This window comes from Xanthomonas sp. NCPPB 1128 (assembly GCF_001043115.1).
Lineage (GTDB): Bacteria > Pseudomonadota > Gammaproteobacteria > Xanthomonadales > Xanthomonadaceae > Xanthomonas_A.
This window is the reverse complement of the sequence record NZ_LFME01000030.1, coordinates 33,404-58,485: the sequence shown is the minus strand read 5'-3', so window position 1 is coordinate 58,485 and position 25,082 is coordinate 33,404. Positions and strand designations below refer to the sequence as shown.

At 68.9% G+C, this 25,082-nt stretch carries 18 protein-coding genes and 1 riboswitch; of the genes, 12 read left to right on the top strand and 6 right to left on the bottom strand.

Translation table 11 applies throughout. The features are described from left to right. The first annotated feature begins 162 nt into the window (after window positions 1-162). Window positions 163-263, top strand: a riboswitch (TPP riboswitch). Between the two features lie 111 nt (window positions 264-374). The 5 genes from thiC (at window position 375) to ACP93_RS16680 (ending at window position 9,610) form a co-directional block, all read left to right on the top strand. Continuing rightward, window positions 375-2,252, top strand: coding sequence for a phosphomethylpyrimidine synthase ThiC (thiC, locus tag ACP93_RS16700; RefSeq protein ID WP_048491797.1), 1,878 nt, complete (start codon window positions 375-377; stop codon window positions 2,250-2,252). 190 nt (window positions 2,253-2,442) lie between these two features. Beyond that, a complete protein-coding gene (locus tag ACP93_RS16695; RefSeq protein WP_048491796.1) occupies window positions 2,443-3,108 on the top strand; it encodes an ion channel in 666 nt (221 codons plus the stop codon). A 264-nt stretch (window positions 3,109-3,372) separates the two neighbouring features. Then, the gene (locus ACP93_RS16690; RefSeq protein ID WP_048491795.1) at window positions 3,373-5,688 is read left to right on the top strand and encodes a winged helix-turn-helix domain-containing protein; all 2,316 of its coding nucleotides are present in this window, start codon (window positions 3,373-3,375) and stop codon (window positions 5,686-5,688) included. Window positions 5,689-5,808: 120 nt separating this feature from the next. After that, window positions 5,809-6,705 (top strand): helix-turn-helix transcriptional regulator, encoded by an 897-nt coding sequence (locus ACP93_RS16685; protein ID WP_048491794.1) that lies wholly within the window; start codon window positions 5,809-5,811, stop codon window positions 6,703-6,705. 49 nt (window positions 6,706-6,754) lie between these two features. Then, on the top strand, window positions 6,755-9,610 hold the full coding sequence (locus ACP93_RS16680; protein ID WP_048491793.1) for a TonB-dependent receptor: 2,856 nt from the start codon (window positions 6,755-6,757) through the stop codon (window positions 9,608-9,610). Window positions 9,611-10,135: 525 nt separating this feature from the next. Here ACP93_RS16680 and ACP93_RS16675 read toward each other — a convergent pair. Together ACP93_RS16675 and ppa are read right to left on the bottom strand one after the other, a co-directional pair. Further along, entirely contained in the window at window positions 10,136-11,251 is a 1,116-nt protein-coding gene (locus ACP93_RS16675) for an HDOD domain-containing protein (protein WP_048491792.1), read from the bottom strand. Window positions 11,252-11,409: 158 nt separating this feature from the next. Beyond that, window positions 11,410-11,943, bottom strand: coding sequence for an inorganic diphosphatase (ppa, locus tag ACP93_RS16670; RefSeq protein WP_048491791.1), 534 nt, complete (start codon window positions 11,941-11,943; stop codon window positions 11,410-11,412). 198 nt (window positions 11,944-12,141) lie between these two features. On the opposite strand from ppa, the gene ACP93_RS16665 reads away from it, so the two are divergent. Next, window positions 12,142-12,630 (top strand): hypothetical protein, encoded by a 489-nt coding sequence (locus ACP93_RS16665; protein WP_048491790.1) that lies wholly within the window; start codon window positions 12,142-12,144, stop codon window positions 12,628-12,630. A 56-nt stretch (window positions 12,631-12,686) separates the two neighbouring features. Here ACP93_RS16665 and ACP93_RS16660 read toward each other — a convergent pair whose 3' ends face one another. Further along, the gene (locus ACP93_RS16660; protein ID WP_048491789.1) at window positions 12,687-14,714 is read right to left on the bottom strand and encodes a sodium-translocating pyrophosphatase; all 2,028 of its coding nucleotides are present in this window, start codon (window positions 14,712-14,714) and stop codon (window positions 12,687-12,689) included. 255 nt (window positions 14,715-14,969) lie between these two features. Here ACP93_RS16660 and ACP93_RS16655 point away from each other — a divergent pair, with 255 nt between their 5' ends. Then, window positions 14,970-15,509 (top strand): hypothetical protein, encoded by a 540-nt coding sequence (locus ACP93_RS16655; RefSeq protein ID WP_048491788.1) that lies wholly within the window; start codon window positions 14,970-14,972, stop codon window positions 15,507-15,509. 250 nt (window positions 15,510-15,759) lie between these two features. On the opposite strand, the gene ACP93_RS16650 is transcribed toward ACP93_RS16655, so the two are convergent. Further along, window positions 15,760-15,987, bottom strand: a complete 228-nt coding sequence (locus ACP93_RS16650; RefSeq protein WP_048491787.1) for a DUF6434 domain-containing protein — start codon at window positions 15,985-15,987, stop codon at window positions 15,760-15,762. 107 nt (window positions 15,988-16,094) lie between these two features. On the opposite strand from ACP93_RS16650, the gene ACP93_RS16645 reads away from it, so the two are divergent. Next, window positions 16,095-17,411, top strand: a complete 1,317-nt coding sequence (locus tag ACP93_RS16645) for an energy-coupling factor ABC transporter ATP-binding protein (protein ID WP_131721665.1) — start codon at window positions 16,095-16,097, stop codon at window positions 17,409-17,411. Window positions 17,412-17,654: 243 nt separating this feature from the next. Here ACP93_RS16645 and ACP93_RS16640 read toward each other — a convergent pair whose 3' ends face one another. Then, window positions 17,655-18,911: a 6-phosphofructokinase gene (locus ACP93_RS16640; protein ID WP_048491785.1), complete on the bottom strand. Its 1,257-nt coding sequence runs from the start codon at window positions 18,909-18,911 to the stop codon at window positions 17,655-17,657. Between the two features lie 145 nt (window positions 18,912-19,056). Here ACP93_RS16640 and ACP93_RS16635 point away from each other — a divergent pair, with 145 nt between their 5' ends. From ACP93_RS16635 to ACP93_RS16620, 4 genes are all read left to right on the top strand, one after another. Next, on the top strand, window positions 19,057-19,620 hold the full coding sequence (locus ACP93_RS16635; protein ID WP_048491784.1) for an adenylate kinase: 564 nt from the start codon (window positions 19,057-19,059) through the stop codon (window positions 19,618-19,620). Between the two features lie 548 nt (window positions 19,621-20,168). Continuing rightward, window positions 20,169-21,608: a UDP-N-acetylmuramate:L-alanyl-gamma-D-glutamyl-meso-diaminopimelate ligase gene (mpl, locus tag ACP93_RS16630; protein WP_048491783.1), complete on the top strand. Its 1,440-nt coding sequence runs from the start codon at window positions 20,169-20,171 to the stop codon at window positions 21,606-21,608. Between the two features lie 28 nt (window positions 21,609-21,636). Continuing rightward, window positions 21,637-22,218 (top strand): LON peptidase substrate-binding domain-containing protein, encoded by a 582-nt coding sequence (locus ACP93_RS16625; protein WP_048491782.1) that lies wholly within the window; start codon window positions 21,637-21,639, stop codon window positions 22,216-22,218. Window positions 22,219-22,496: 278 nt separating this feature from the next. Continuing rightward, window positions 22,497-22,973 carry a protease inhibitor I42 family protein gene (locus ACP93_RS16620; protein WP_048491781.1) on the top strand — a complete coding sequence of 159 codons (477 nt, stop codon included), beginning with the start codon at window positions 22,497-22,499 and terminating at the stop codon, window positions 22,971-22,973. 85 nt (window positions 22,974-23,058) lie between these two features. Here the strand turns inward: ACP93_RS16620 and ACP93_RS16615 are convergent, their stop codons facing one another. Continuing rightward, complete coding sequence (locus tag ACP93_RS16615) at window positions 23,059-25,071, bottom strand: bifunctional DedA family/phosphatase PAP2 family protein (protein WP_048491780.1); 2,013 nt, start codon at window positions 25,069-25,071, stop codon at window positions 23,059-23,061. Window positions 25,072-25,082 lie beyond the last annotated feature (11 nt).

Here is a 25,082-nt window from a genome sequence, read left to right as displayed (position 1 = left end):
GAGAGAGAGCCTTGATTCTTGTGCGTGCAGGCTAGGCCGGCCACGTGGCCGCGGTTTGTCGCCGGCGGGGCGGCGTGTGGCGGTGCTGACACATCCGCATGGCGGCTGTGCCGACGTTCAGCCGCGCCGGTTGGCGGCCAGCGGCGGAAACGGGTCTAATAGCCGCAGAAGCGGGGGTACCGCCGGCGCAGGCCGCGGTTGAGACAGTCCCTTCGAACCTGATCCGGTTGATACCGGCGTAGGGAAGCTTCGCAAGTCCGCGGCGGGCGCGTGTGCGTCCGTGGCGGGCCCGCGCCGCCGCTTCGTCCGAGATGCGAGTCCGCTCGCACCCGTCCCGCGTTCCTCGCGGGTCACTTGAACCAGGACGAACGCCGATGAACGCCGTACCCAATCCGCTGCAGCAGCAGACCGACACCTTGTCCGCGGCGGTGACCCGCCCGATCCCCGGCTCGCGCAAGATCTTCGTGCCGGGCTCCCGCGCCGACCTGCAGGTGCCGATGCGCGAGATCGCGCTGACCCGCACGCCCACCGTGTTCGGCGGCGAGGAGAATGCCCCCATCACCGTCTATGACACGTCCGGGCCGTACACCGACCCGCAGGCGCGGATCGATCTCGGCGCCGGCCTGGCGCCGCTGCGCGCGGCCTGGATCGCCGAGCGCGGCGACAGCGTGGTGTTGGACGGGCTGAGTTCGCAGTTCGGCCGCGCGCGCGAGGACGATGCGCGCCTGCAGGCGGTGCGCTTCCCGACGCGGCGCCTGCCGCGGCGCGCCCGCGATGGCGCCAACGTCACCCAGATGCACTACGCACGGCGCGGCATCGTCACACCCGAGATGGAGTTCGTGGCGATCCGCGAGAACCAGCGCCTGCACGAACTGCACGATGCGCAACTGCGCACGCAGCATCCCGGCGAGGCGTTCGGCGCCGCCATTCCGCAGCAGATCACGCCCGAGTTCGTGCGCGCCGAGATCGCCCGCGGGCGCGCCATCCTGCCGTGCAACATCAACCATCCGGAAAGCGAGCCGATGATCATCGGCCGCAACTTCCTGACCAAGATCAACGCCAACATCGGCAACAGCGCGGTCAGCTCCGGCATCGCCGAGGAAGTGGAGAAGCTGGTGTGGGCGATCCGCTGGGGCGGGGACACGGTGATGGACCTGTCCACCGGCAAGCACATACACGAGACCCGCGAGTGGATCGTACGCAACTCGCCGGTGCCGATCGGCACGGTGCCGATCTACCAGGCGCTGGAAAAAGTGGATGGCCGCGCCGAGGAGCTGACCTGGGAGATCTTCCGCGACACCCTGATCGAGCAGGCCGAACAGGGCGTGGACTACTTCACCATCCACGCCGGGGTGCTGCTGCGCTACGTGCCGCTGACCGCCAAGCGCGTCACCGGCATCGTCTCGCGCGGCGGCTCGATCCTGGCAAAGTGGTGCCTGGCGCACCATCGCGAGAACTTCCTCTACACCCACTTCGAGGAGATCTGCGAGATCATGAAGGCCTACGATGTGGCCTTCTCGCTGGGCGACGGCCTGCGCCCGGGCTGCATCGCCGACGCCAACGACGCTGCCCAGTTCGGCGAACTGGAGACGCTGGGCGAGTTGACCAGGATCGCCTGGAAGCACGACGTGCAGACCATGATCGAAGGCCCCGGCCACGTGCCGATGCAACTGATCAAGGAGAACATGGACAAGCAACTGCGGGAGTGCGGCGAGGCGCCGTTCTACACGCTGGGGCCGCTGACCACCGACATCGCACCGGGCTACGACCACATCACCTCGGCGATCGGCGCGGCGATGATCGGCTGGTTCGGCACCGCGATGCTGTGCTACGTCACGCCGAAGGAGCATCTGGGCCTGCCCAACCGCGCCGATGTGCGCGACGGCATCATGGCCTACAAGATCGCCGCGCATGCCGCAGATCTGGCCAAGGGCCACCCCGGCGCGCAGGTGCGCGACAACGCCTTGTCCAAGGCGCGCTTCGAGTTCCGCTGGGACGACCAGTTCCATCTCGGCCTGGATCCGGAGAAGGCGCGCGAGTTCCACGACGAAACCCTGCCCAAGGACGCGCACAAGCTGGCGCACTTCTGCTCGATGTGCGGGCCGCACTTCTGTTCGATGAAGATCACCCAGGACGTGCGCGACTACGCGGCCGAGCACGGGGTCGATGCGGAAGCGGCGCTGCAGGCCGGCATGGCGGAGAAGTCGGCGCAGTTCCTGGCGGCAGGCGCGCAGGTGTATCGCCCCGAGTGAGTGGACGCTGGACGGCGCCGCATGCGGCCACCGCCACGGTCAACGTGGAGTTGGCCGTGCGGCTTGTGCGATGCCGCACCTGTCGCGCACGCGCACCCATGACAGGGGCGGCTTGCGTCCGACGTCATCACGACGGAGGCAAGCCGCACGCGCGTCTATGATGCGCGCTTGTCGCCACAGGGAATGTCTCATGCTGCGCTATGCGTTCGCGCTGCGTCGCCATCCGTCCGCGCTGTTGCTCGCTGTGCAACTGCTGGGCGTGCTGCTGTATCCATGGATGGAAGACACCGCCGCCGGTCGCGCGCTGTTCGGTGCATTCGGCATCGTGGTGCTGGCGCTCGCGCTTTGGGTGGTCAACCGCGGACCCACGGCGCTGTGGATCGCCTGTTGCCTGGCATTGCCGTCGGTGGCGTTGTCGATCGCCGCGGCCCTGCTCGGCAATCCGGCGATGACCGCCTGGGCGCAACTGCTGGAAAGCCTGTTGTACTTCTATACCGCCGGCAGCCTGATCGCCTACATGCTGCAGGACCACGTGGTGACCCGCGACGAACTGTATGCCGCCGGCGCTACCTTCACGCTGCTGGCGTGGGCCTTCGCGTTCGTCTTCGCGGCGTGCCAGCAATGGTTGCCGGGCAGCTTCACTGCGGCGGTGGATGCGGCCTCGCCGCGGACCTGGATGGAATTGCTGTATCTGAGCTTCAGCGTGCTCTCGGGCGTGGGCTTGAGCGACGTGGTGCCGGTGCAGCCGTTCGCGCGGGCGCTGGTGATGATCGAACAGTTCGCCGGCGTGATGTATATCGCGCTGGTGGTCTCGCGCCTGATTGGATTGAGCGTCACACGAAATATGCAGCGCTGAACGGGATGTAAAAAAAGCGCGCCAAAAGGCGCGCAGTCATGGAGCGATTATGTGAATTTCGTCGGCGGAGAGAGAGCCTGAATGCGTCGTCGCGGTTGGCGGCGGCGATGACTAGAGTAGAATCCGGTGACATGTCGCGCTTGGCGGCATCCGCTGCCTCGTTTTGCCGAGTTTGCTCGTTGGCCCTCGTTGCAGAGCCACACGCGGCTGCGTCGTCGCCGCATTTGCGACACTTTCGTCACGGCATTTTCTTCGTTGTCCTACATGTCTTCTCCATCGTCCGCCACACCGACGCTTCCGCAACGGATGCAGGTCGGCGATTGCCTGGTGCTGCTGTCCTTGCGGGAAGTGCACGCGCCGCGCGCGCGCCGGCCGCCACGGCTCACGCCCAAGGCGATGGGCGTGCTGCGCGTGTTGTTGGCGCAACCGGGACAGGTGGTGGAACGCGAGGCGTTGCTGGCGCAGGTCTGGCCGGACACGCAGCCGACCAACGACGTGGTGACCCAGGCCATCACCCAGTTGCGCAAGGCCTTCGCGGCCGGCGTGCGTGGCGAGGCGCCGGTGTACATCGAGACCCTGGCCAAGAGCGGCTACCGCCTGGTGGCGCCGGTGCAGGCCTTGCCCGATGGCGAGGCCGAGGCGGGCACGACCTCGGCCTCGCTCGTGGCGACGGACGCCGCAGCGGAAACGCTCGTCACCGTTGCCCCGTCCGTCGCCCCTGCCGCGCGGCGGCGTCCGCCGTCGTGGCTGGCCGCGGCCGCCGGTGCGGCCGCGATGCTGGTGCTGGCGCTGGCCTGCTGGTGGTGGTTCGCGCGCGATCCGGCGACGCCCACCGACAGCGCCGAGCAGGAGCGCGTGCTGGGCAGCCCGAAACGCCCCTATCGGCTGATCACCGCGCTGTCCGGGTTCAAGCTGGAGCCGGCGCTGTCGCCGGACGGCGCGCAGGTGGCCTACGCTGCACGTACCACCGGCAGCGACGGCACGCAGTTGCTGGTGCAGCCGACCAGCGGCGCCGCCGGCAGCACGCCCCCGCGTTCGCTGGGCGTCCCGGCCCGCGGCGAGTCCGACCGCCTGCCGGCCTGGTCGCCCGACGGCACCCGCATCGCCTTCGCCCGGCTCGGTGCCGATCGGCAGTGCCGGGTCATGCTGGTGCAGGCCGGCGGGCGTGCGCCCGCGCAGGAGGTCGCGCGCTGCGACGACAGCGAATTGCTGAGCTTCGACTGGACGCCGGACGGCCATGGCCTGGTATTCGGCAGCATGAATGGGCGGCCGGCGGCACGCGGCATCCGCGTGCTGGATCTGGGCAGCGGGCGCTGGAGGGCGTTGGACTATCCGGTCGCTGCCGGCGATTTCGACTACGCGCCGCGCTACTCGCCGGACGGCAAGTGGATCGCCTTCGTGCGCAATCCGCAGATGGGCGGGCTGTGGCGGATGCCGGCCGCAGGCGGCACCGCCGAGCCGCTGACCCATGAATTCGCCGAGATCCGCGGCTGGGACTGGGCGCGCGACGGGCGCGGCATCGTGTTCGGACGCCGGGTCGATGGCGAGACCCGGCTGTATCGGCTGGACACCCAGACCCGGCGCTTGCGCGACCTGGGCCTGAGCGACGCGCAGGCGCCACGCCTGGCCCGCGACGGCGGCAGCCTGGCGTTCGTGCACCGGCGCCCGCAGTTCGCCGTGTACCGCATCCCGGCCGGCGCGGCGGATGTGCGCCGCGAGCGCCAGCGGTTGTTCGCGTCCACCGGCCGCGACGGCCAGCCGAGCATCGCGCCCGATGGGCGCCAGCTCGCCTTCACCTCCGATCGCGACGGCAGCTACGCACTGTGGTGGGGCGATGTGAGCCAGCCGACGTCGTTGCGGCTGATCGAGGGCGTGCGGCCGGAGACCCGGCAGCCGCTGTCGTGGTCGGCCGACAGCCAGGCCTTGCTGGTCAGTGGGCGCGACGCGCAGGGGCGATCGGCGATCTACGAAGTGCGTCCGCAGTCGGGCAGCGTGACGGCCTTGCCGGTGCCGGCTGGCGAACCGCTGCAGGCGTCGTACACCGCCGATCCCGGTCAGTTGCTGGTGCTGCTGGGCGAGAACGGGCGCACCCGCCTGCAGTTGTACGACCGGCGCGCGGTGCCCTGGCGGCCCTTGGCGACCTTGCCGGACGTGTCCCAGGTCCGCACCGATCCGACCAGTGGGCAGATCCTGTTCACCCGGCTCGCGAGAAGCGGCCTGTGGCGCGCCGATGCCAGCCTGGACCTGGTCAGCGTGCGTGCCGTGGATGACAACCTGCCGTCGTTGTGGCGCTACCGCAGTTGGGCGCTCGGCCCCGATGGCGCGGTGCATTACCTGTTCCAGACTGGCGAATGCGCCAGCCGGATGGCACGGATCGGCGGTGGCCTCGACGCCAGCGTGTGCCTGGACCGCGATCACTTCAGCGCGGTCAACGGCTTCAGCATCGACCCGCGCAGCGGCGACGCCTACGTCGCCCTGGCGGTCGAGGACGGCAGCGAGATCGGCTTCATCCGCATCCACGATCAGCCCGAGTGGTTCTCCACGATCTCGCACAACTGGTTGTTCAAAAAGGAGAATTAGGCTTCGTAAGTTGTTCGTGATGGCATCGTGGCGAATTCGGACAAATATCGCCAAGTCTTCCTGACCTGCCGCCACATTCGGCAAAGACTGCGCACCGGTTTACGTCAAGCAGGTGCTCGGATGCGGCAATCTTTTCTGGTCGATCATGGACAACAACTGGTGCTGGACGCTGACGACGCGCCGGCGGGTCCCGCCTGCCTGGGCGCGGCACGCCTGGCCAGCGTGCAGGCGTCGGCGAATGCGTTCACGGTCTGGCTGCAGTTGCGCGGCAGTGCCTGGATCGAGGCCAAGGAGGGACGCTTCGCCCTGCGCCGCGGCCAGTGGTTGGCCTTCGAACGCGATTCGCGGCCGCTGCTGCAGACCGACCGCGATGGCCTGTGCATCGGCCTGAGCCTGGACAGCGAGGCGCTGAAGGCCTTGGGGCGGATGGCCGACGAGACCTTGTATGCGGGGCGCGGCGAACTGTCCTTGCGCGAGACGCGGACCGCCCTGCGCCTGTGGCGGCAGGCGGCAGCGCGGCCCGGCGATGCGTTGGCGATGCGGCCGGTATTGCTGCATCTGGCGTCCATGCAAGGCGAGTTGTCGCGCCGCGTGCAGCGCTGTCCCGGGCGCTCGCGGATGCGCAAGCGCCAGGTGTTCGGGCGCATGCAGCGCGCGCGGCTGTACCTGGACGGCCATCGCGACCGCGTGGTGCGGATCAGCGAACTGGCCGAACTGACCAACTTCTCCGGTTGGTATCTGTCCAAGACGTTCCAGAGCCTGTACGAGGAAAGCCCACAGGCGCTGTCGGCGCGCCTGCGCCTGGAACGCGCGGCGGACCTGCTGCGCGAGACCACGATGATGATCGGCGAGGTGGCCGCCGCCAGCGGATTCGACAACTGCTGCAGCTTCGCGCGGGCGTTTCGCGCGCGCTTCGGTGTCTCCGCCTCGCAATATCGGCATGGCAGTCCCGTGCCGCCAGAATCGGCAAAGTCTGCAGGCGACAGCGGCAAAGCAGCCGCGCTCACCGGAACGTAACGTGCCGAGGGCGTCTTAACACGCCCCTAACGTTACCCTGGAGAGATTGATGAACCTTCGCACTCCCGCAGTGCGGCTGGGCTTGCTGCCCGCCAGCATCGCGATCGCGTTGACGCCGGCGATTGCCGGCGCGCAAGAAGCCGCCGCCTCGTCCACCACCACGCTGGACCGGATCGAGATCACCGGTTCGCGCATCCGCAGCGCCGACGTCGAAACCCAGCAGCCGATCCTGACCCTGGACCGCCAGGCGCTGGAGCGCCAGGGCTACACCTCGGTCGCCGACGTGCTGCAGAACCTGACCTCGGCCGGCTCCCCGGCCATTTCGCGCGCCGATGCGCTGGCCTCTGGCGAAAACGTCGGCGGCTACTACGTCGACCTGCGCAACCTCGGTGCCGAACGCACCCTGGTGCTGCTGAACGGCAAGCGCCTGGGCGCCACCACCTCGGGCCTGCAGGACCTGAGCCAGGTGCCGATGGCGGCGATCGAGCGCGTCGAAGTGCTGAAGGACGGCGCCTCGTCGATCTACGGCTCCGACGCCATCGCCGGCGTGGTCAACATCATCACCCGCAAGCGCTTCGACGGCGCCGAGGTCTCGGCCGAGTTCGGCCAGTTCGGCGAAGGCGACGGCAAGACCTCGCAGTACTCCTTCACCATCGGCACCCAGGGCGAGCGCGGTGGCGTGGCGCTGACCGCCGAGTATTCCAAGCAGGATCCGGTGTTCGCCAAGAACCGTTGGTTCAGCCGCGACGGCAGCCGTGGCCCGAACTCCACCCCGGGCAGCTGGAGCCCGATCAGCCAGAACGGCAGCTGGTGCAACCCGCTGACCGTGGACTGCTCGGATCCGGACGTGGCGGTGTGGCAGACCCTGAACCAGGGCGGCAACCCGAACAACCCGGCCGACTACCACCCGCTGACGGCGGCCGAGCGCGCCAACTCCAACCAGCAGATGATGGTGCAGACCGGCATCGAGCGTAAGTCGGTGTTCGCCAACGCGAACTACGACCTGACCGACTCGATCGTCTTCAACGCCGACGTGCTCTACAACGAGCGCACTACCGACCAGCAGATCGCCGGCTATCCGTACCAGTCCGCCGCGTTCGGCACCCCGCTGGCCGGCGACAGCGCGTTCAACCCGATCGGCCAGGACATCGACTTCCGCCGCCGACTGTGGGAAGTGCCGCGCACCACCGAAAGCAAGCTGAAGACCACGCGCTTCGCGCCGACCATCAGCGGCTCCTTCGAGTTCGCCGACAAGACCTGGGACTGGGACGTCGGTGCGCTGTGGAACCGCAACGAGAGCACCAAGACCGGTCACGGCGACATGAGCCTGATCGCAGCGCGCCAGGCGCTGGGTTCGTCCTTCATCAACGCCAGCGGCGTCGCCCAGTGCGGCACCGCCGCCGCGCCGGTGTCGCTGAGCGCCTGCCGTCCGTGGAACCCGCTGCTGCCGTTCGGCGTGGCCGGCCCGGGCTCGCTGGCCGACCCGGAAACCCAGGCCTTCCTGTTCCCGTACTTCACCGACACGGGCCTGACCAAGACCACCAGCTACACCGCCAACCTGAGCGGCACGCTGGCGACGCTGCCGGCGGGCGACCTCGGCATCGCGGTCGGCTACGAGCACCGCAAGGAAGAAGGCCGCTTCTCGCCGGACGCCTTCGCGCAGTCGGGTGAGAGCACCGGCCTGGGCGCCAAGACCACCGCCGGCAACTACGATCTGGACGAGTTCTACCTCGAGTTGAACGTGCCGATCCTGGCCGACATGGCGTTCGCCAAGCAGCTGACCCTGAACCTGGCCAGCCGCTATTCGGACTACAGCAACTTCGGCGATACGGTGAACTCCAAGTTCGGCTTCACCTGGAAGCCGATCGACGAACTGCTGGTCCGCGGCACCTACGCCGAGGGCTTCCGCGCCCCGACGATCAGCGATCTGTACGGCGGCCTGAGCAGCAGCTTCGAGTCGTACGTCGATCCGTGCGGCGTGGGCGCCCCGAACAGCGTCAACGGCAATGCGGCATGCACCGCGGCCGGCGTGCCGGTCGGCTACACCCAGCTGGGCCAGGGCTACGTGCCGTGCACCACCTATCCGTGCCAGACCCCGGACGAGTTCATCAGCGGCTCCAACCCGAACCTGCGTCCGGAAACCTCCACCAGCAAGACCGCCGGTCTGGTGTGGAGCCCGCGCTGGGTGCAGGGCCTGGACATCTCGCTGGATTGGTACCGCTACGAGATCAAGGACATGATCATCGCCGATAGCGTGGACCGCATCCTGCGCGACTGCTACGTGCTGGGCAATGCCGAGCGCTGCGCCGGCGTGACCCGCGCCGCCGACGGCCACATCTCGGCGATGACCTACGGCGTGGCCAACCTCGGCCAGATGGAGACCGAAGGCTACGATCTGGGCATCCGCTACCGTCTGCCGGAAATGGCGTTCGGCAAGATCATGATCGACTGGCAGACCAGCTACGTCAGCAAGTACGACGAAGCCGGCCAGAACGCCGCGGGCGACAACATCACGATCGGCCGCGTCGGCGAGCCGGGCATCTTCCGCGTGCGCTCCAACCTGGGCGTGAACTGGACGATGGGCGACTTCGGTGTGAACTACACCCTGCGCTACTACTCCGGCATGAAGGAAAGCTGCATCTCGCTGGCCACGGACTACTGCGATGCGCCGGACCACTTCGCCAACGGCGAAGCCGATCCGCTGCGTCACACCGGTTCCAACACCTTCCACGACCTGCAGGTCAACTGGAAGGCGCCGTGGGACGCGACGATCGCCATCGGTGCGAACAACGTGTTCGACCACCGCGGTCCGCTGATGTACTCGGCCCCGGACAGCAGCTTCGCCTACTACGGCGGCTTCGACATCGGTCGCTACGTGTACATGAAGTACACCCAGCGCTTCTGATCGAGCTGTTCGCGTGACACGAAGACGGGCCGCAAGGCCCGTCTTTTTTTGTGTCTGCGCAGCGCTTGTGACGTGTCGTGCCGGGCGGCGGACAGGCGGTTGCCGTGGTATGGCCGGCGCATCCTCGCGTCCGCGGCCCGGCAACTGGTGGCGACGCGACGCCAGGTGTTGGCATCGAGCGCCTGCGGTCGCAGCGTTAGGGGCGCTTCGAGAACTTACTGTGCACACCAGCCGACCGAATGCAGTTGCCGCTCCTACCGCTGCGCGCTTCGCGTAGTTGCGAATGCCCCGAAGCCGTTGCTGTTGTTGCCGCTACGCGCTCGCCGGTGAGGGGCTCTCGGGGTGGCGCAGTCGTCGCGCCGCTGCAAGGGCGCGCGGCGGACCGTCGTGTGGATTGGGCGATGGGCGAGCCGCGATGCCGGCGCGAGATGCGCCGAAGACGTTTGCCAACGGCAGCGAGAAGGTCGGCGAAGTGCAAGCACTATTGATCGCGCACGGCGGCAGGCCGCGCGCGCCACGATGGACTTACGCCGACGTCAGCCCCATCAGGTTCTCGGCGTGCTCGCGCCAGGTCGGCAGTTTGCCGAGCATGCCGGTCTTGGAGAGATACTCCTCGTCGACCTCCGAGCCGCTGGCCAGGGCCATCGCCACGTGCACCGCGCCGGTGACCCAGAAGCTGCGGGTGCTGGAGCGCTGCGGCTGGCGATGGAAGGCCACCGCCTCGATGATCGGCATCGGCAGGCCCCACAGGCCCAGCAGGTAGGCGCCTGCTTCGGCGTGGCCCGGCCGGGTGTCGTCGGCATCGGTGGGCGGCTCGCGCTCGTCGCGCACGCCCGGCAGCAGCAGGCCGATGTCGGCCAGCAGTGCCGCGGTCGAGCCCAGCTCGACGCTGGAGGCCGGCAGCATCTTCGCGGCCAGCTTGGACGCCAGCAGCGAGCGCTGCTGCAGCGCGTTGCGCTCGGCGTTGGACAGCGCCTGCACCGAGAACACTTCGCTGGCCAGGACCAGGTCGCGCAGGGTAGCGGTGCCCAGGCGGGTCACGGCGGTGCGCAGGTCGGAAATGGTGCGGCCGTTGGAGAAGAACGCCGAATTGCACAGCTGCAGCACCTTGGCCGCGATCGCGGGGTCGGCCGAAACCAGCTTGGCCAGGTCGGCGGCGTTGCTGCCTTCGTCCTGCTCCAGCGCGTGCATCAGGCTCAGGTACAGATGCGGCGGCGAGGGCAGCTTCTCGATGCGGCCGATGCTGGAGCGCAGGCGCGGGTTGCCCAGCAGTTCCTGCAGTTCCTCTAGGCTGGTCACCGCTTCCAGCAGCATTTCCGGCGACAGCGGCAGCGGCAGGAACCGGTGCGCCACGCCGATGATCCGCGCCGGCGGCGCGCGGTTGCTCTGCTCGGCCTCGATCAGCGCGATGCGGATGGTTTCCGGGCTCAGCGTGCGGATCTGGCCGAGCAAGGTGGCGGTGGTCAGGTCCGGCAGCGTCGGCGCGGCGATCACCGCATCCAGGCGTACCGTGGCCGCCGCGGCGATCGCGGCATTGCCGTCGGCGACACTCTGGACCTGCCAGTCGTCGCCAAGATCGCGAATGTATTCAGTGACTTCGGACGGAAGGCTGGCTTCGTCGCCGACGAACAGGATGCGCAAGAGACTGTCCCCCAAGAAGAGCCGGGTCGCGGACGGACCGGGCTCGATGATGCCATGACGCAATGTACCGCAAACCCCGAAGCGCGGCGCCCCGGCAACGGCAAAACGTGAAACGGATCAGCCGCGGCGGGGCAGGCGCCCCGCCACGGCCGCGCGGCTCAGGCGCCGGCTTCGAAGCGGGCCACGGACTCGCGCAGGATGCGCTTGGCTTCCTCGGCGTTGCCCCAACCGTCGAGCTTGACCCACTTGCCCTTTTCCAGGTCCTTGTAGTGCTCGAAGAAGTGGCCGATGCGCTCCATCCAGTGGCCGGACACCTGGGCGATGTCCTCGATGTGGCCGTAGCCTTCGAACACCTTGGCCACCGGCACCGCCAGAATCTTCTCGTCGCTGCCGGCCTCGTCGCTCATCTTCAGCACGCCGACCGGGCGGCAGCGCACCACGCAGCCGGGCACCAGCGGCAGCGGCAGCAGCGCCAGCACGTCGGCCGGGTCGCCGTCGCCGCACAGGGTGTTGGGCACGTAGCCGTAGTTGCACGGGTAGCGCATCGGGGTGGAGAGGATGCGGTCGACGAAGATGGCGCCGCTGGCCTTGTCCACTTCGTACTTGACCGGCTCCGAATCCTTGGGGATTTCGATGACGACGTTGATTTCTTCCGGCAGGTTCTTGCCGGAGGTGACCAGTTCCAGACCCATGCGCTAGCTCCAGTGGAGTGGCTTCTAAAGAGGCAGGCATTCTAGTCGGTTGGCTGTTGCAATGCAGCGCACGGCGGTTCGGGGGATTCCTACAGCGGTTTCGGACTCCATACCGGCCCGCATGGGGCGCAATCCGATGGTACCGGCCGCGGGCGGCGGCGATCCTGTGCTCACTGTCCCCACCCAAGGAGCAAGACGATGAACGGAATCCGGCAATCGATGCTGCCGCTGCTGGCGGTACTGGTCCTGGCCTGCGGCACTGCGCAGGCGCAACAGGCGCAACCGGCCTACGTGGATGCGATGGACTATCCCGCCCCGGGCGAGGGCTGGGAGGCGTTCGCCGACCTGGAGCAACGGCTGGCGCACGACTTCGACCAACTCTGCGGCGACACCTTCTGCGAAGGCGACTACAGCGACTACCGGCCGCTGCGCTATCGCTGCTCGGTGCGCCAGCGCGACGGGGTGATCGGGGAGTGCATCTGGAGCTTCGGCGCCAGCGAGGCCAGCGTCGATCCGGACAGCGGCCGGGTCGTGGTCGATGCGCGGCTGTGGCACTGCCGGACCCCCCTGCAGCCGCAGACCCGACTGCACGCGCTGTATGCGGCGCTGTCGGGCGAGCGGCCGCTGTTCGCGCCGCTGCCGCGCAGCGAGCAAAGCATCAACGATGGCTTGATCGACTGCCTGTAGCGGCAGAGGACGCGCAGCAGGCGCCAGCATGTTGCCGACGCCTGCTGCACGTGTGGCTACAGCAGCGGCACCAGCAGCAGCGCCACGATGTTGATGATCTTGATCAGCGGATTGATCGCCGGGCCGGCGGTGTCCTTGTACGGGTCGCCGACGGTGTCGCCGGTCACCGCGGCCTTGTGCGCCTCGCTGCCCTTGCCGCCGAAATGGCCGTCCTCGATGTACTTCTTGGCGTTGTCCCAGGCGCCGCCGCCGGTGGTCATGGAGATCGCCACGAACAGCCCGGTGACGATGGTGCCGATCAGCAGTCCGCCGAGCGCGCGTGGGCCCAGCAACAGGCCGACCACGATCGGCACCGCCACCGGCAGCAGCGAGGGCACGATCATTTCGCGGATCGCCGAGCGGGTCAGCATGTCCACCGCGCGGTCGTACTGCGGCTTGCCGGTGCCCTGCATGATGCCGGGGATCTCGCGGAACTGTCGCCGCACTTCCTCCACCACCGCACCGGCGGCGCGGCCCACCGCTTCCATCGCCATCGCGCCGAACAGGTAGGGAATCAGGCCGCCGATCAGCAGGCCGATGATCACCGTGTGGTCGGACAGGTCGAAGGCGAAGGTGTCGGTGGGGTGTGCGGCGCGCAGGTTGTGGGTGTAGTCGGCGAACAGCACCAGCGCGGCCAGCGCCGCCGAGCCGATCGCATAGCCCTTGGTCACCGCCTTGGTGGTGTTGCCGACCGCGTCCAGCGGGTCGGTGACCGCGCGCACCTCCGGCGGCAGTTCCGCCATTTCGGCGATGCCGCCGGCGTTGTCGGTGATCGGGCCGTAGGCGTCCAGCGCCACGATCATGCCGGCCATCGACAGCATCGCGGTGGCGGCGATGGCGATGCCGTACAGTCCCGACAGCGCGAACGCGCCCCAGATCGCCGCGCACACCGCGATCACCGGCAGCGCGGTGGACTTCATCGAGATGCCGAGGCCGGCGATGATGTTGGTGCCGTGGCCGGTGGTACTGGCCGCGGCCACGTGCTGCACCGGCTTGTACTGGGTGCCGGTGTAGTACTCGGTGATCCACACGATCAGCCCGGTCAACGCTAGGCCGATCAGCGCGCAGCCGTAGAGCTTGCCGGCGCCGGCGGCGGTATCGCCCATCAGTTGCTGGGTCACCGGCCAGAATGCCAGCGCCGCCAGCACCGCCGAGACCACCACGCCCTTGTACAGCGCGCCCATGATCGAGCCACCCGGGCGCACGCGCACGAAGAAGGTGCCGACGATCGAGGCGACGATCGACACACCGCCCAGCACCAGCGGATACAGCACCGCGTTGCGTCCGGCCTCGGCGGCCATCAGCCCGCCCAGCAGCATCGTCGCGATCACCGTGACCGCGTAGGTCTCGAACAGGTCGGCGGCCATGCCGGCGCAGTCGCCGACGTTGTCGCCGACGTTGTCGGCGATCACCGCCGGATTGCGCGGGTCGTCCTCGGGGATGCCGGCCTCGACCTTGCCGACCAGGTCTGCGCCGACGTCCGCACCCTTGGTGAAGATGCCGCCGCCCAGGCGCGCGAAGATCGAGATCAGCGAACTGCCGAAGGCCAGGCCGACCAGCGCGTGCAGGGTGTCGGCGACGCTGTGCCCCAGCCACTGCAGCAGGCCGTAGTAGCCGGCCACGCCGATCAGGCCCAGCCCCACCACCAGCATGCCGGTGATCGCGCCGCCGCGGAATGCCACCGCCATCGCCGGCGCAAGCCCGCGCCGCGCCGCCTCGGCAGTGCGCACGTTGGCGCGCACCGACAGGTTCATGCCGATGTAGCCGGCGACGCCCGACAGCACCGCGCCGATCGCGAAGCCGCCGGCGGTGTACCAGCTCAGGAACACGCCGACCAGCACCAGCAGCACCACGCCGGCGATGGCGATGGTCAGGTATTGGCGGTTGAGGTAGGCGCGGGCGCCTTCCTGGATCGCATCGGCGATCTCCCGCATGCGTTCGTTGCCGGCGGGTTGCGCCAGGATCCAGCGCGTGGAGACGATGCCGTAGAGCACCGCCAGAGCCGCGCACGCCAATGCCACCGTGACTGCATATCGTTCCAGCATGACCCCTCCCAAGGATGTGGATGGCGCCCAAGCGCTGGACATACCCTGGGATCACACCGGAGGAGCTGAAGCATGCAACGACTCCGCGGCCACAACGCGCGCCGCTGGTGCGTATCGCAATGTCGACTGGCCTGAACGCGGCGAGTATGCGCCTGGCGCCGTGCTGCCGCCAGCGACCGGCACGCCATCGCACTTTTGGCGTGCGGTTCAGTCTTTGCGTGGCAGCGTGGCGCATCGCCTCCCAGGAGCCATTCGATGCACTCGACGATTTCCCCGCGGCTGCGCTTCCGCGCTTCGCTCCTTGCTCTCGGCCTGTGTGCGCTGGCGCCGCTGGCCGCCGCGGCCGCCGACCCGACCCCGGAACTGCAGCGCCCGGCCAGTGCGCCACAGGCGGTGGGCGTGGTGCATACCATCCGCCAGATCCCCGAGGCCTGCGTGCGTTTCGAAGGCGAGTACACCGGCGATGCGGCGCAGCCCTACCGATTCTCCGCGGTGCGCAGCAGCCCGACCTGCCAGCCGCGCGCCAAGCTGGTCGAGTTCGATCAGGCCAAGCCCAGCGAGGCCACCGGCTGGAAGTTCAACGATCTGATCCGCGTGCCCAGCGCCGCCTGTCCGTCGCAACAGGCGGTGGTGCGGGTGTGGCGCAAGCCGGTCGCGCTGAACACCGAGCGTGATGGCCAGGGCCAGTCGCGGATCTATCTGGAAGAGGCCAAGCAGCAGGCGGCCGCCGGCAAGGTCGCGCAGGTGCCGCAGTTCACCGCGCAGATGACGCTGGAAGGCAATGCCTGCCGTTGAGCCGGATGCGTAGCGACATTCCTTGCGGAATCAGCCGCTGAGCATGCCGCGTTGCCGATGCGGGGCAGTGACATCGGCTGGTCGGGCGAGTTTCCCTGACCGGCTCGATCGCTTGCACGCTCGTATCGGTCGCCATCATCGGCGCCGTTAGCGGCGTCGCCGAACGTAGGTTTCTCAGCCGCTGATGCACGTTGCCGTGGGCCGTCTCTGGTTCTCATCGAACGTATGCAGCATGCAGTTGCATGCAGACTTATCGAGTCGGTTCCGATCCTGTCTGCCGCCGGCGCAGCCATTCGTCGGCGACCTCGCCCATGTTCTTGGGCGCGCCGTTCTTGATCCACGCCATGAAGGCACGATCGAACGTGAAGTTGGCCGCGCATGCGCCGGCGAGGAAGCGGGGCACGGCCTGCGTATTGCGATAGCTGTCGTCCACCGGCGTTGCGCGGGTGATCGGGCCGTTGTGCCAATCGAAGCCCATTCTGTTTCCTTCTCGTTTCCTGCCAATCGTGTGCGCCGTTTCCGCTCTTGCCTTCCGCGAGGTTCCCCGCAATAGTGACGAACGCGCCAGAAGCCTGAGCATCCATCATGCGGTTTCAATCGATCGTCGGTAGCCTGCTCCTGATGACGGCGTCAGCCGCGAGTATGGCCGCGATGCCTTCCGCGGCGGCCTCGCCGGCGGCGGATGAGGCCGATGAAGCGAAGCGTGTTCAAGCCGCCAACGACCAATCCGTGCAGGATGCCATGCATGGCCGCTATCTGGATGCCTCGTTCGGCCTGCTGGCGCATCTCGGTGTCGCATCGGCGACCGACATCAAGGATGCGGACGTGTTCGACCAATGGACGCAGGTGATGTCGTGCATGACCGGTATGCCGACGTTCAATCCGGCCAAGACGGCGGATTTCCACGTGCCCAAGGAACAACTCGCCGACCTGCGTGGCGCGCACGGCGTTTCCGCGCTTGCGGAGATCGTCCGCCGCGCGCGCCGGACCAGCATCGTGATCCTCGACGAGAATCATCTCGATCCGCGCGGCCGCGCGTTCGCGCTGGAGGTCGCGCGCGCCTTGCGTCCGCTCGGCTACACGACGCTGGCGGTGGAGGCGTTGAAGCGCGATGCCGACGATGCCGTGTCGCGCGACAAGATGGCGGCGTTCTCGAAAGACGGCTATGTGCGGCAGCCGAGCGGCTATTACCTGCACGATCCGGTCTTTGCCGATTTCCTGCGCCAGTCGCTTGCACTGGGCTACCGCCCGGTGTCGTACGAAACCACGCGCACGGAGTATGCCGACGATCCCGGCCAGGCGCAGGCGCAGCGGGAACAGGATCAGGCCGACAATCTGGTCCGGCGCGCGCTCAAGCAGGCTCCCGCCGGCAAGATCCTGATCTATGCCGGCGAACACCATGTCGCGGAACGGCCGATCGCGGCCGAGGGCGGAAAGGTCGAGATGATGGCGCAGCGGCTCAAGCGCGCCACGGGAATCGACCCGTTGACCATCGACCAGGCGGGCTTGTCGCCGATCCCGATGAATCGGCCCGATGCCGACCTGTATGCCATCGCGGAGCCCAAGACCCATGGCCGGTCCGTGGTGCTGATGCGGCACGGCAAGCCGCTGACGGTAGGCCTGCTCGCGGGTTCGGTCGATCTGCAGGTGGTGCACCCGCGCACGACGCTCGTCGCCGGGCGTCCGCAATGGCTGGAGGGAATGGGCCGCAAGCCGAGTCCGATCCCGCAGGCGTTATTGCCGACGGCTAGCACGCGCCTGGTCCAGGCCTTCGTCCAGCGCGAGGGCGACGACGCGATCGCGGTGGACCAGGCGCTGGTCACGCCGGGCACCGCCGCCCCTGCGTTGATGCTGCCGTCGGTGCCGGTTCGCTATGCCGTCCAGGAACGCGACGCGCGCTAGGGCTGACGACCCGATTGGAATGGATCCATTGCATCCGCGTTAACCGGTGCCAGGCAGTCGCAAGGACGCGCGGCGCGGGCGCCCAGAACGGCATGGCGGGGACGGCAAGCGCGATGAAGTGAAGCCGCTGCGTTCGCTGCGGCGTTCGGCAACGGGTTCGCCGGCGGTGGCGTCATCCTCCATGCGCCACGCACGCCTCGGCTTGCGCCGCTGCGCCGCAGTGGCCGGTGCGCGCAGGCCGGGTCACCCCTCCCAGGCCGGCAGCTTCTTCTTCACCGCCACATTCTTCAGCGCCACGTACTTGGGCAGGCCATCGCTGCCGTACGGCAGCGGCGCCTCGCCGCGGATCAGCGGCTGCAGGTAGCGGCGCGCTTTCTCGGTGATGCCGAAGCCGTCCTTGCGCAGGAAGCCGGCCGGCATCTTTTTCTCGTGGTTGGCGACCTTGGCCAGCGGTGCGGCCTCGATCTTCCAGCGGTACGGTGCGTCGCTGCTGCGCACGATCGCCGGCATCACCGCGTTCATGCCCTTCAGCGCGAACTGCACCGCGGCCTTGCCGACCGCCTGCGCCTGCTCCCAGTCGGTGCGCGAGGCGAGGTGGCGGGCCGAACGCTGCAGGTAGTCGGGCAGGGTCCAGTGCACCTTGTAGCCGAGTTCGGCTTTGACCTTGCCGGCCAGGTAGGAGGCCACGCCGCCGAGCTGGCTGTGCCCGAACGCATCGGTGCCGCCGCCGGCATCGGCGACGAAGCGCCCGTCGGCGGTCTGGATGCCTTCGCTGGCTACGACCACGCACCAGCCGACCTTGTCCACCACCTTGCGCACCTGTGCCAGGAAGGCGGCTTCGTCGTAGGCGCGTTCGGGGAACAGGATGATCTGCGGCGCGTCGTCCGGCGATTGCGCAGCCAGCCCGGCGGCGGCGGCCAGCCAGCCGGCATGGCGGCCCATGGCTTCGTAGACAAATACCTTGGTCGAGGTCTCGGCCATCGCCGCCACGTCCAGCGCCGCCTCGCGCACCGACACCGCGGTGTACTTGGCCGCCGAGCCGAAGCCCGGGCAGGTGTCGGTGACCGCCAGGTCGTTGTCGATGGTCTTGGGTACGCCGATGCAGTGCAGCGGATAACCGAACGCCTGCGCCAGCTGCGAGACCTTCCACGCGGTGTCGGCCGAATCGTTGCCGCCGTTGTAGAGGAAGTAGCGCACGTCGTGCGCCTGCAGCACCTGCAGCAGACGCTCGTACTTGGCGCGGTCCGCTTCCAGCGACTTGAGCTTGTAGCGGCAGGAGCCGAATGCGCCGCCGGGGGTGTGGGCCAGCGCGGCGATCGCCGCCGCCGACTCCTTGGAGGTGTCGATCAGGTCCTCGCGCAGCGCGCCGAGGATACCGTTGCGCGCGGCCAGGACCTTGACCTTGCGCGCCCGCGCTTCGCCGATGACGGCGGCGGCGCTGGCGTTGATGACGGCGGTGACGCCGCCGGACTGGGCGTAAAGCAGGGTGCCTTGGGCCATGGTCGGGGTTCGCTCCTGGGGTGGGGACATTGCCGGGACATTGCCTGGATGCGGTAAGCTGGGGATCTTGCGGTGCAGCGCAGGCGTGGCCCCCGAGTCTAACGCCGCCGGCCGCGCACGGTACTTTCCTCGAGGAGTCAGGTTGATGCGATTGGTTCTGTTGGGACCGCCCGGATCGGGCAAGGGCACGCAGGCGGCCCGCCTGAAGGACAAGCTGCAGATTCCACACATCTCCACCGGCGATCTGCTGCGCGCCGAAGTCGCCGCCGGCCCCCCGCTGGGCGTGCAGGCCAAGGAAGTGATGGCGCGTGGCGACCTGGTTTCCGACGACATCCTGCTGGGCATGCTCGAATCGCGCCTCGGCCGCGACGACGTGCGCAACGGCTTCATCCTCGACGGCTACCCGCGCAACCTGGCCCAGGCCGGTGCGCTGGACGAACTGCTGGCCAAGCTCGGCCAGCCGCTGGACGCGGTGGTGCAACTGGACGTGGCCAACGAACTGCTGGTCGAGCGCATCGCCGGCCGCGCCAAGGCCGAAGGTCGCGAGGACGACAACCCCGAGTCGGTGCGCAAGCGCCTGCAGGTCTACACCGACTCGACCGCGCCGGTGATCGGTTTCTACGACAAGCGCGGCACCCTGGCGCGGGTCGACGGCGTCGGCTCGCAGGACGAGGTGCTCGCCCGCATCCTGGCGGCGATCGGCCGCTGACGCGGCACGGCACGCCGGCGCCCGCAGCGGCGCCGGACGTGCAGACGGCATGGCATCCCGGATGGTCGTGCGTCTCCAGTCACGACACCAAGCGCCCGTAGGAGCGGCTTCAGCCGCGACGGGCCTTCCCGGGAATGCCTGTCGCGGCTGAAGCCGCTCCTACGGCGGTAAAGAGACGTAAGGACATGTCCTGCTGCGCTGCGCACAGCGAGTGGCCGCCATGGGTGCGCGTCCCGCATGCCCTTGAGAGCCGGGATCAGGAAAAGAAGGTGCCAGCGAGCGGGCTTGCTCAGGGCCCCACGACATGAGCTCCCTTGGGGATGGTCTCTTGGGGAGTAGAACCACAGGGTGTCGAGGCTGGCCCGTTCATTTTCGGCGGCCGCTCCCGACTTGCCTATCGGGAACTTTCCCCAGCCCGTGTGGGGGATTCCCTACTTGACTGCGCAGTGGCGAGACGTGTCCAACTCCACCCCGTGCGGAGTCTGCCACGCCCAGCAGCCATGACGCCGCAGGTTTGCGTGCGCCGGGGGATCGGCGACAATCCGGCCATGAGCAAGATCCATATTCTCGGCATCGCCGGTACGTTCATGGGCGGTGTCGCCGCGCTGGCGCGCGAACTCGGCCATGCGGTCGAGGGCAGCGACCAGGCGATCTACCCGCCGATGTCCACGCAGTTGGAGCGCCTCGGCATCGCGCTGAAGCAAGGCTACCTGCCAGAACACATCGCCGCGGACTGCGACCAGGTGATCGTCGGCAACGCGCTGTCGCGCGGCAATGCCGCGGTGGAGGCGGTGCTCGACGCCGGGCGCGCCTACACCTCCGGCGCGCAATGGCTGAGCGAGCAGGTGCTGCCGGGGCGCGACACCCTGGCGGTGGCCGGCACCCACGGCAAGACCACCACCACCAGCATCCTGACCTGGCTGCTGCAGGCCGCCGGGCGCGAGCCGGGCTTTTTGATCGGCGGGGTGGCCGAGGATTTCGGCGTGTCCGCGCGGCTGGGGCGTGCGGCTGCCGAACCCTCATCCGGCGCTGCGCGCCACCTTCTCCCGGAGGGAGAAGGACATCAGGAGCCGGCCCTGGCGGGCCGGCCGCTGTTTGTGGTCGAGGCCGACGAGTACGACACCGCGTTCTTCGACAAGCGCAGCAAGTTCGTGCACTACCGGCCGCTGGTGGCGATCCTCAACAATCTCGAGTACGACCACGCCGACATCTTCCCGGACGTCGCCGCGATCCAGCGCCAGTTCCACCATCTGGTGCGGACCGTGCCGCGCCGCGGCCGGCTGATCGTCAACGGCGAGGATGCGCACCTGCGCGAGGTGCTGGCGATGGGCTGCTGGACGCCGGTGGAGCGCTTCGGCTTCGATCCGGCCTTCGAGTGGAGTGCACGCCTGCTTGCCGCCGACGGCAGCCGTTTCGTGGTGCTGCACCAGGGCCGCGAACTGGGCGAGGTGGAATGGCCGCTGCTCGGTCGCCACAACGTGATGAACGCGCTGGCCGCGCTGGCGGCGGCGCATGCGGTGGGCGTGGCGCCGGTGCAGGTGATGCCGGCGCTGGCGCGCTTCCGCAGCGTCAAGCGGCGCCTGGAACTGCTCGGCCAGGCGCAGGGCATCACCGTGTACGACGACTTCGCCCACCATCCCACCGCCATCCGCACCACGCTCGACGGGCTGCGCGCCAAGGTCGGCGCGGCGCGCATCGTGGTGGCGATGGAACCGCGCAGCAATTCGATGCGGCTGGGCGCGCATGCGCAGGCGCTGGCGCCGTCGCTGGACGCCGCCGACGCGGTGGTGTTCCTGCAGCGGCCGGAACTGGCCTGGGATGCGGGCAAGGTGATCGCTGCGGTGCGCGGCGATGCCTGTGCGGCGGCCGACGTCGACGCCCTGCTGGCGGCGCTGCAGGCGCAGGCGCGCGCTGGCGACCATGTGGTCTTCATGTCCAACGGCGGCTTCGACGGCGCACCCCGCCGCTTCCTGGCGGCGCTGCAATGAGGTTGGCCGCGCACGGCGGAGCCGGCGCGTGAGCGCGCAGCGGACCACGCTGCCGCTGTTCCCGCTGCACGCGGTGCTGCTGCCCGGCGCCTCGATCAAGCTGCGGGTGTTCGAGCGCCGCTATCTGGACTTGGTCCGCGAATGCGGGCGCACCGACAGCGGCTTCGGCGTCTGCCTGATCCTCGACGGCAGCGAGACCGGCGCCCCGGCGGTGCCGGCGGCGTTTGGCACGGAGGCGCGCATCGTCGATTTCGATGTCGGCGCCGATGGCGTGCTGGTGCTGAGCCTGCGCGGCGCGCGGCGCTTCCACGTGCTGCGCAGCCGGGTCCGCGACAACGGCCTGGTGGTCGGCGACGTGGAATGGCGCGAGGCTGACGGTGACGACGAACTGCGTCCGCAGCATGCGCTCCTGGCGACCGTGCTCGACAGCATCCTCGACCAGGCCGCCGCGGTGTATCCGCTGGCCGGTCCGCGCCAACTCGACCAGGCCGCCTGGGTCGGCTGGCGCATGGCCGAACTGCTGCCGCTGGACGAACGTCAGCGCCTGTCGCTGCTGCAGGAAGACGACCCGCACGCGCGGCTGGACCAGTTGCTGGCCTGGATTCCCTGATCGAGGCAGGCGAGGGCGGTGTCGCCGTCCTGGTCTGGCATAGAGCACGGCGGCCACTATCCGTGCGGCGCTGCGCCATCATCCGCCACGATCGCCGCGCGCGGTTCTCGATTGGTCACGCCCCATGCGGCCCACGCGCGTGCCGCAGACGGCATTCAGCGCGCCGCTAGCAGGCGCAGGCCACGCTTGGCAGTGATCGGCGGCCACGCCCGGCCGCCGGCAACGGCATCCCGCCACGGCGGCCTGACGTCCTATCCACGCACGATCGAGGACTTCGTATGAGGCGTTCCTTCCTGCTGTTGTTGCTGTCCGCCGGCGGCTGTCTGAGCCTGCCGGCCATCGCCGCCGAGACGGCACCCGCGCCCGCTGCCGCAGCCAGTCAGGCCGACTGCCCGCGCGGCTCCATCGCCCTGGTCACCGGCAATGCCGACCAAGTGTCGCCCAAGACCTGCCTGGCGCCGTCGATGAAGCCGTTCGCCCTGCAGCGCGGGCAACTGTTCGCGATCACCCTCTCGGAGAACGGGTCGACCGGCAGCGCCTGGGCATTGCGCAGCCTGCCCGCGCCACTGTCGCTGCTCGACATCGAGCATGCACCCGGCACGGCCTGCGCAACGGGCCGAATGGGCTGCCCCAGCAATGTCACCTACACCTTCAAGGCCACCGATCATGGCAGCGGCACGATCGATCTCGTCTACTCCCGGCATTGGGAGGATCGTGCCACCGACTCGCGTTCGATCCGGGTCGAGGTGAAATAACCGACATCGCTACCCGCCGGCGCCTGCATGAACGCTGCGCCGGCGCAGGGCCGATCGGTCCGAAGCGAAGGCGGGCCGCCGCCGCTCAGGGCGACGGCGGCGCGTCGCCGTCGCTGCGCACCAGCAGCACCGGGATCTCGCTGCGGCGGTGCATGTCCTTGCGCGTGGGCAGCGCGTGCAGCGCCTCGGTCACCGCGTTGAGCGCAGGATCGGCACCGCGCAGCGGCCGCCACAGCCCGATCAGGTTGAAGTGGCGTTCGTAGCGCAGGCTCTGCGCACTGCCCAGCCACAGCGGCACGTTGCCCGGCTGCAGGCGCGCCGGCGCCGGCCACAGGCGCAGCGCGTACAGCTCGTCCGGATTCGGGCCGGGGCGCAGCATCAGCAGCGATTCCACCCGCGTGTCCAGCGTCGCCGGCAGCACCGGCACCTGCGCGGGCTTGGCCTTGTAGTCGAGCAACTGCAGCGCCTGCTGCCACCCGGCCTGCGGCTGCACGCGCCAGCCAGCCGCTTCGAGCTGGCGCTGCAGCGGCGCCAGCGGCCCGGCCACCTGGATGTCCAGTGGCCAGCGCTGGTCGTCGTCGAACTCGTTGCGCCGCGACGGCAATTGCCGCCAGTCGCGCTGCCACCAGGCCGCGTCGGCCAGCTGCGTCACCTGCGGCGGCGGCGGTTCGAACTTGGCCAGCTTGCGTTCCAGCTGGCGCGGCGCGTACCACAGCGCGGCGATCGCGAAGCCGCCGTAGAACAGCCAGGCCAGCGGCTTCATCCAGAAGCCGCGGTTGAAGCGGCGGCGGTAGGCGATGCCCAGCACCAGCAGCCAGAAGATGCCGAACAGCATGCCGCCGACCACGTCGCTGAGCCAGTGCGCGCCCAGGTACAGGCGGGCGAAGCCGATCAGGGTCACCACCGCGCCGGACAGCAGGTACGGCCACACCCGCGAGCGCCCCGGCAGTTCGCGCGCGATCAGCACCGCGAAGAAACCGAAGCTGATGGTGGCCATGGTCACCGCCACCGAGGGGAAGCCGAAACCGCTGCTGGCCGCCGGCGGGCGCACCACGTGCACGGTGGCGCCGAGCAACTTGGTCAGGGCCAGGCCGAACGCCAGCGCCGCCAGCCAGTGCGTCGCGGCCATCCAGCGCCGGCGCCAGGCCAGGTAGAGCAGGCCCAGCGCGGTCGGCGGCACCAGCACCTGCCAGTTGCCGAGCGAGGCCAGCGCGGTCATCGGGTAGTCGGCCAGCGGGTTGCGCAGGGCCAGCATCAGATCGTGCACGGCCAGGTCCAGGCGCAGCGGCTCGCCGTGCGCGACCACCACCATCAACAGCGCGAACCAGCCCCAGCCCAGCGCCAACAGCATCACCGCCAGCATCGCCAGCGGCACCGACTCGCGCCGCTGCGGGTCGAACACCGCGATCGAATAGCGGCCCAGCACCGGATGCCGGCGCGACCAGTCCAGCGCCCGCGCCAGCAATGCGTCCATGTGCCCGGCCGACCAGCGGTAGCCGTACAGCACGATCGCCCACACCAGGCCCAGCGCCAGCGCCAGCAGGCCCAGCACCAGGAACAGGCGCCCGGCGACCGCGGCGACTGCGTCGTAGGCCTGGCCCAGCAGCCAGCCCGGCCCCAGGAACAGCAGCGACCAGGTCACCGCGGCCACGCTGCTGGGCAGCAGATAGCGCCGCAGCGGCATCTTCATCATGCCCGCCACCGCCGGCACGAACGGACGGATGGCGCCGACGTAGCGTGCCACCAGGATGCTCTTGAACGCGTTGCGCCGGAACATCGCTTCGCCGCGGTCGAGCAACTGCGGATAGCGCTTGAACGGCCAGTAGTTGCGGAGCTGATGGCCCCAGCGGTAGCCGACCCAGTAGCTGAGCGCATCGCCGATCAGCGCGCCGAGCGCGGCGCTGACCACCGCGTACGGGCCGGAGATCTGGCCCAGGCCGATCAGCACGCCGATCGCGAACAGCAAGGGCAGCGCCGGCACCAGGGTACCGAGGATGATGACCGCATCGCAGAACGCGATGGCGAAGATGACCGCGCCGGCCAGGATGGGGTGTGCTGCGATCCACTCCAGCGTGGCATCGGTCCATGAGGCATTCATCGGACAAGTAT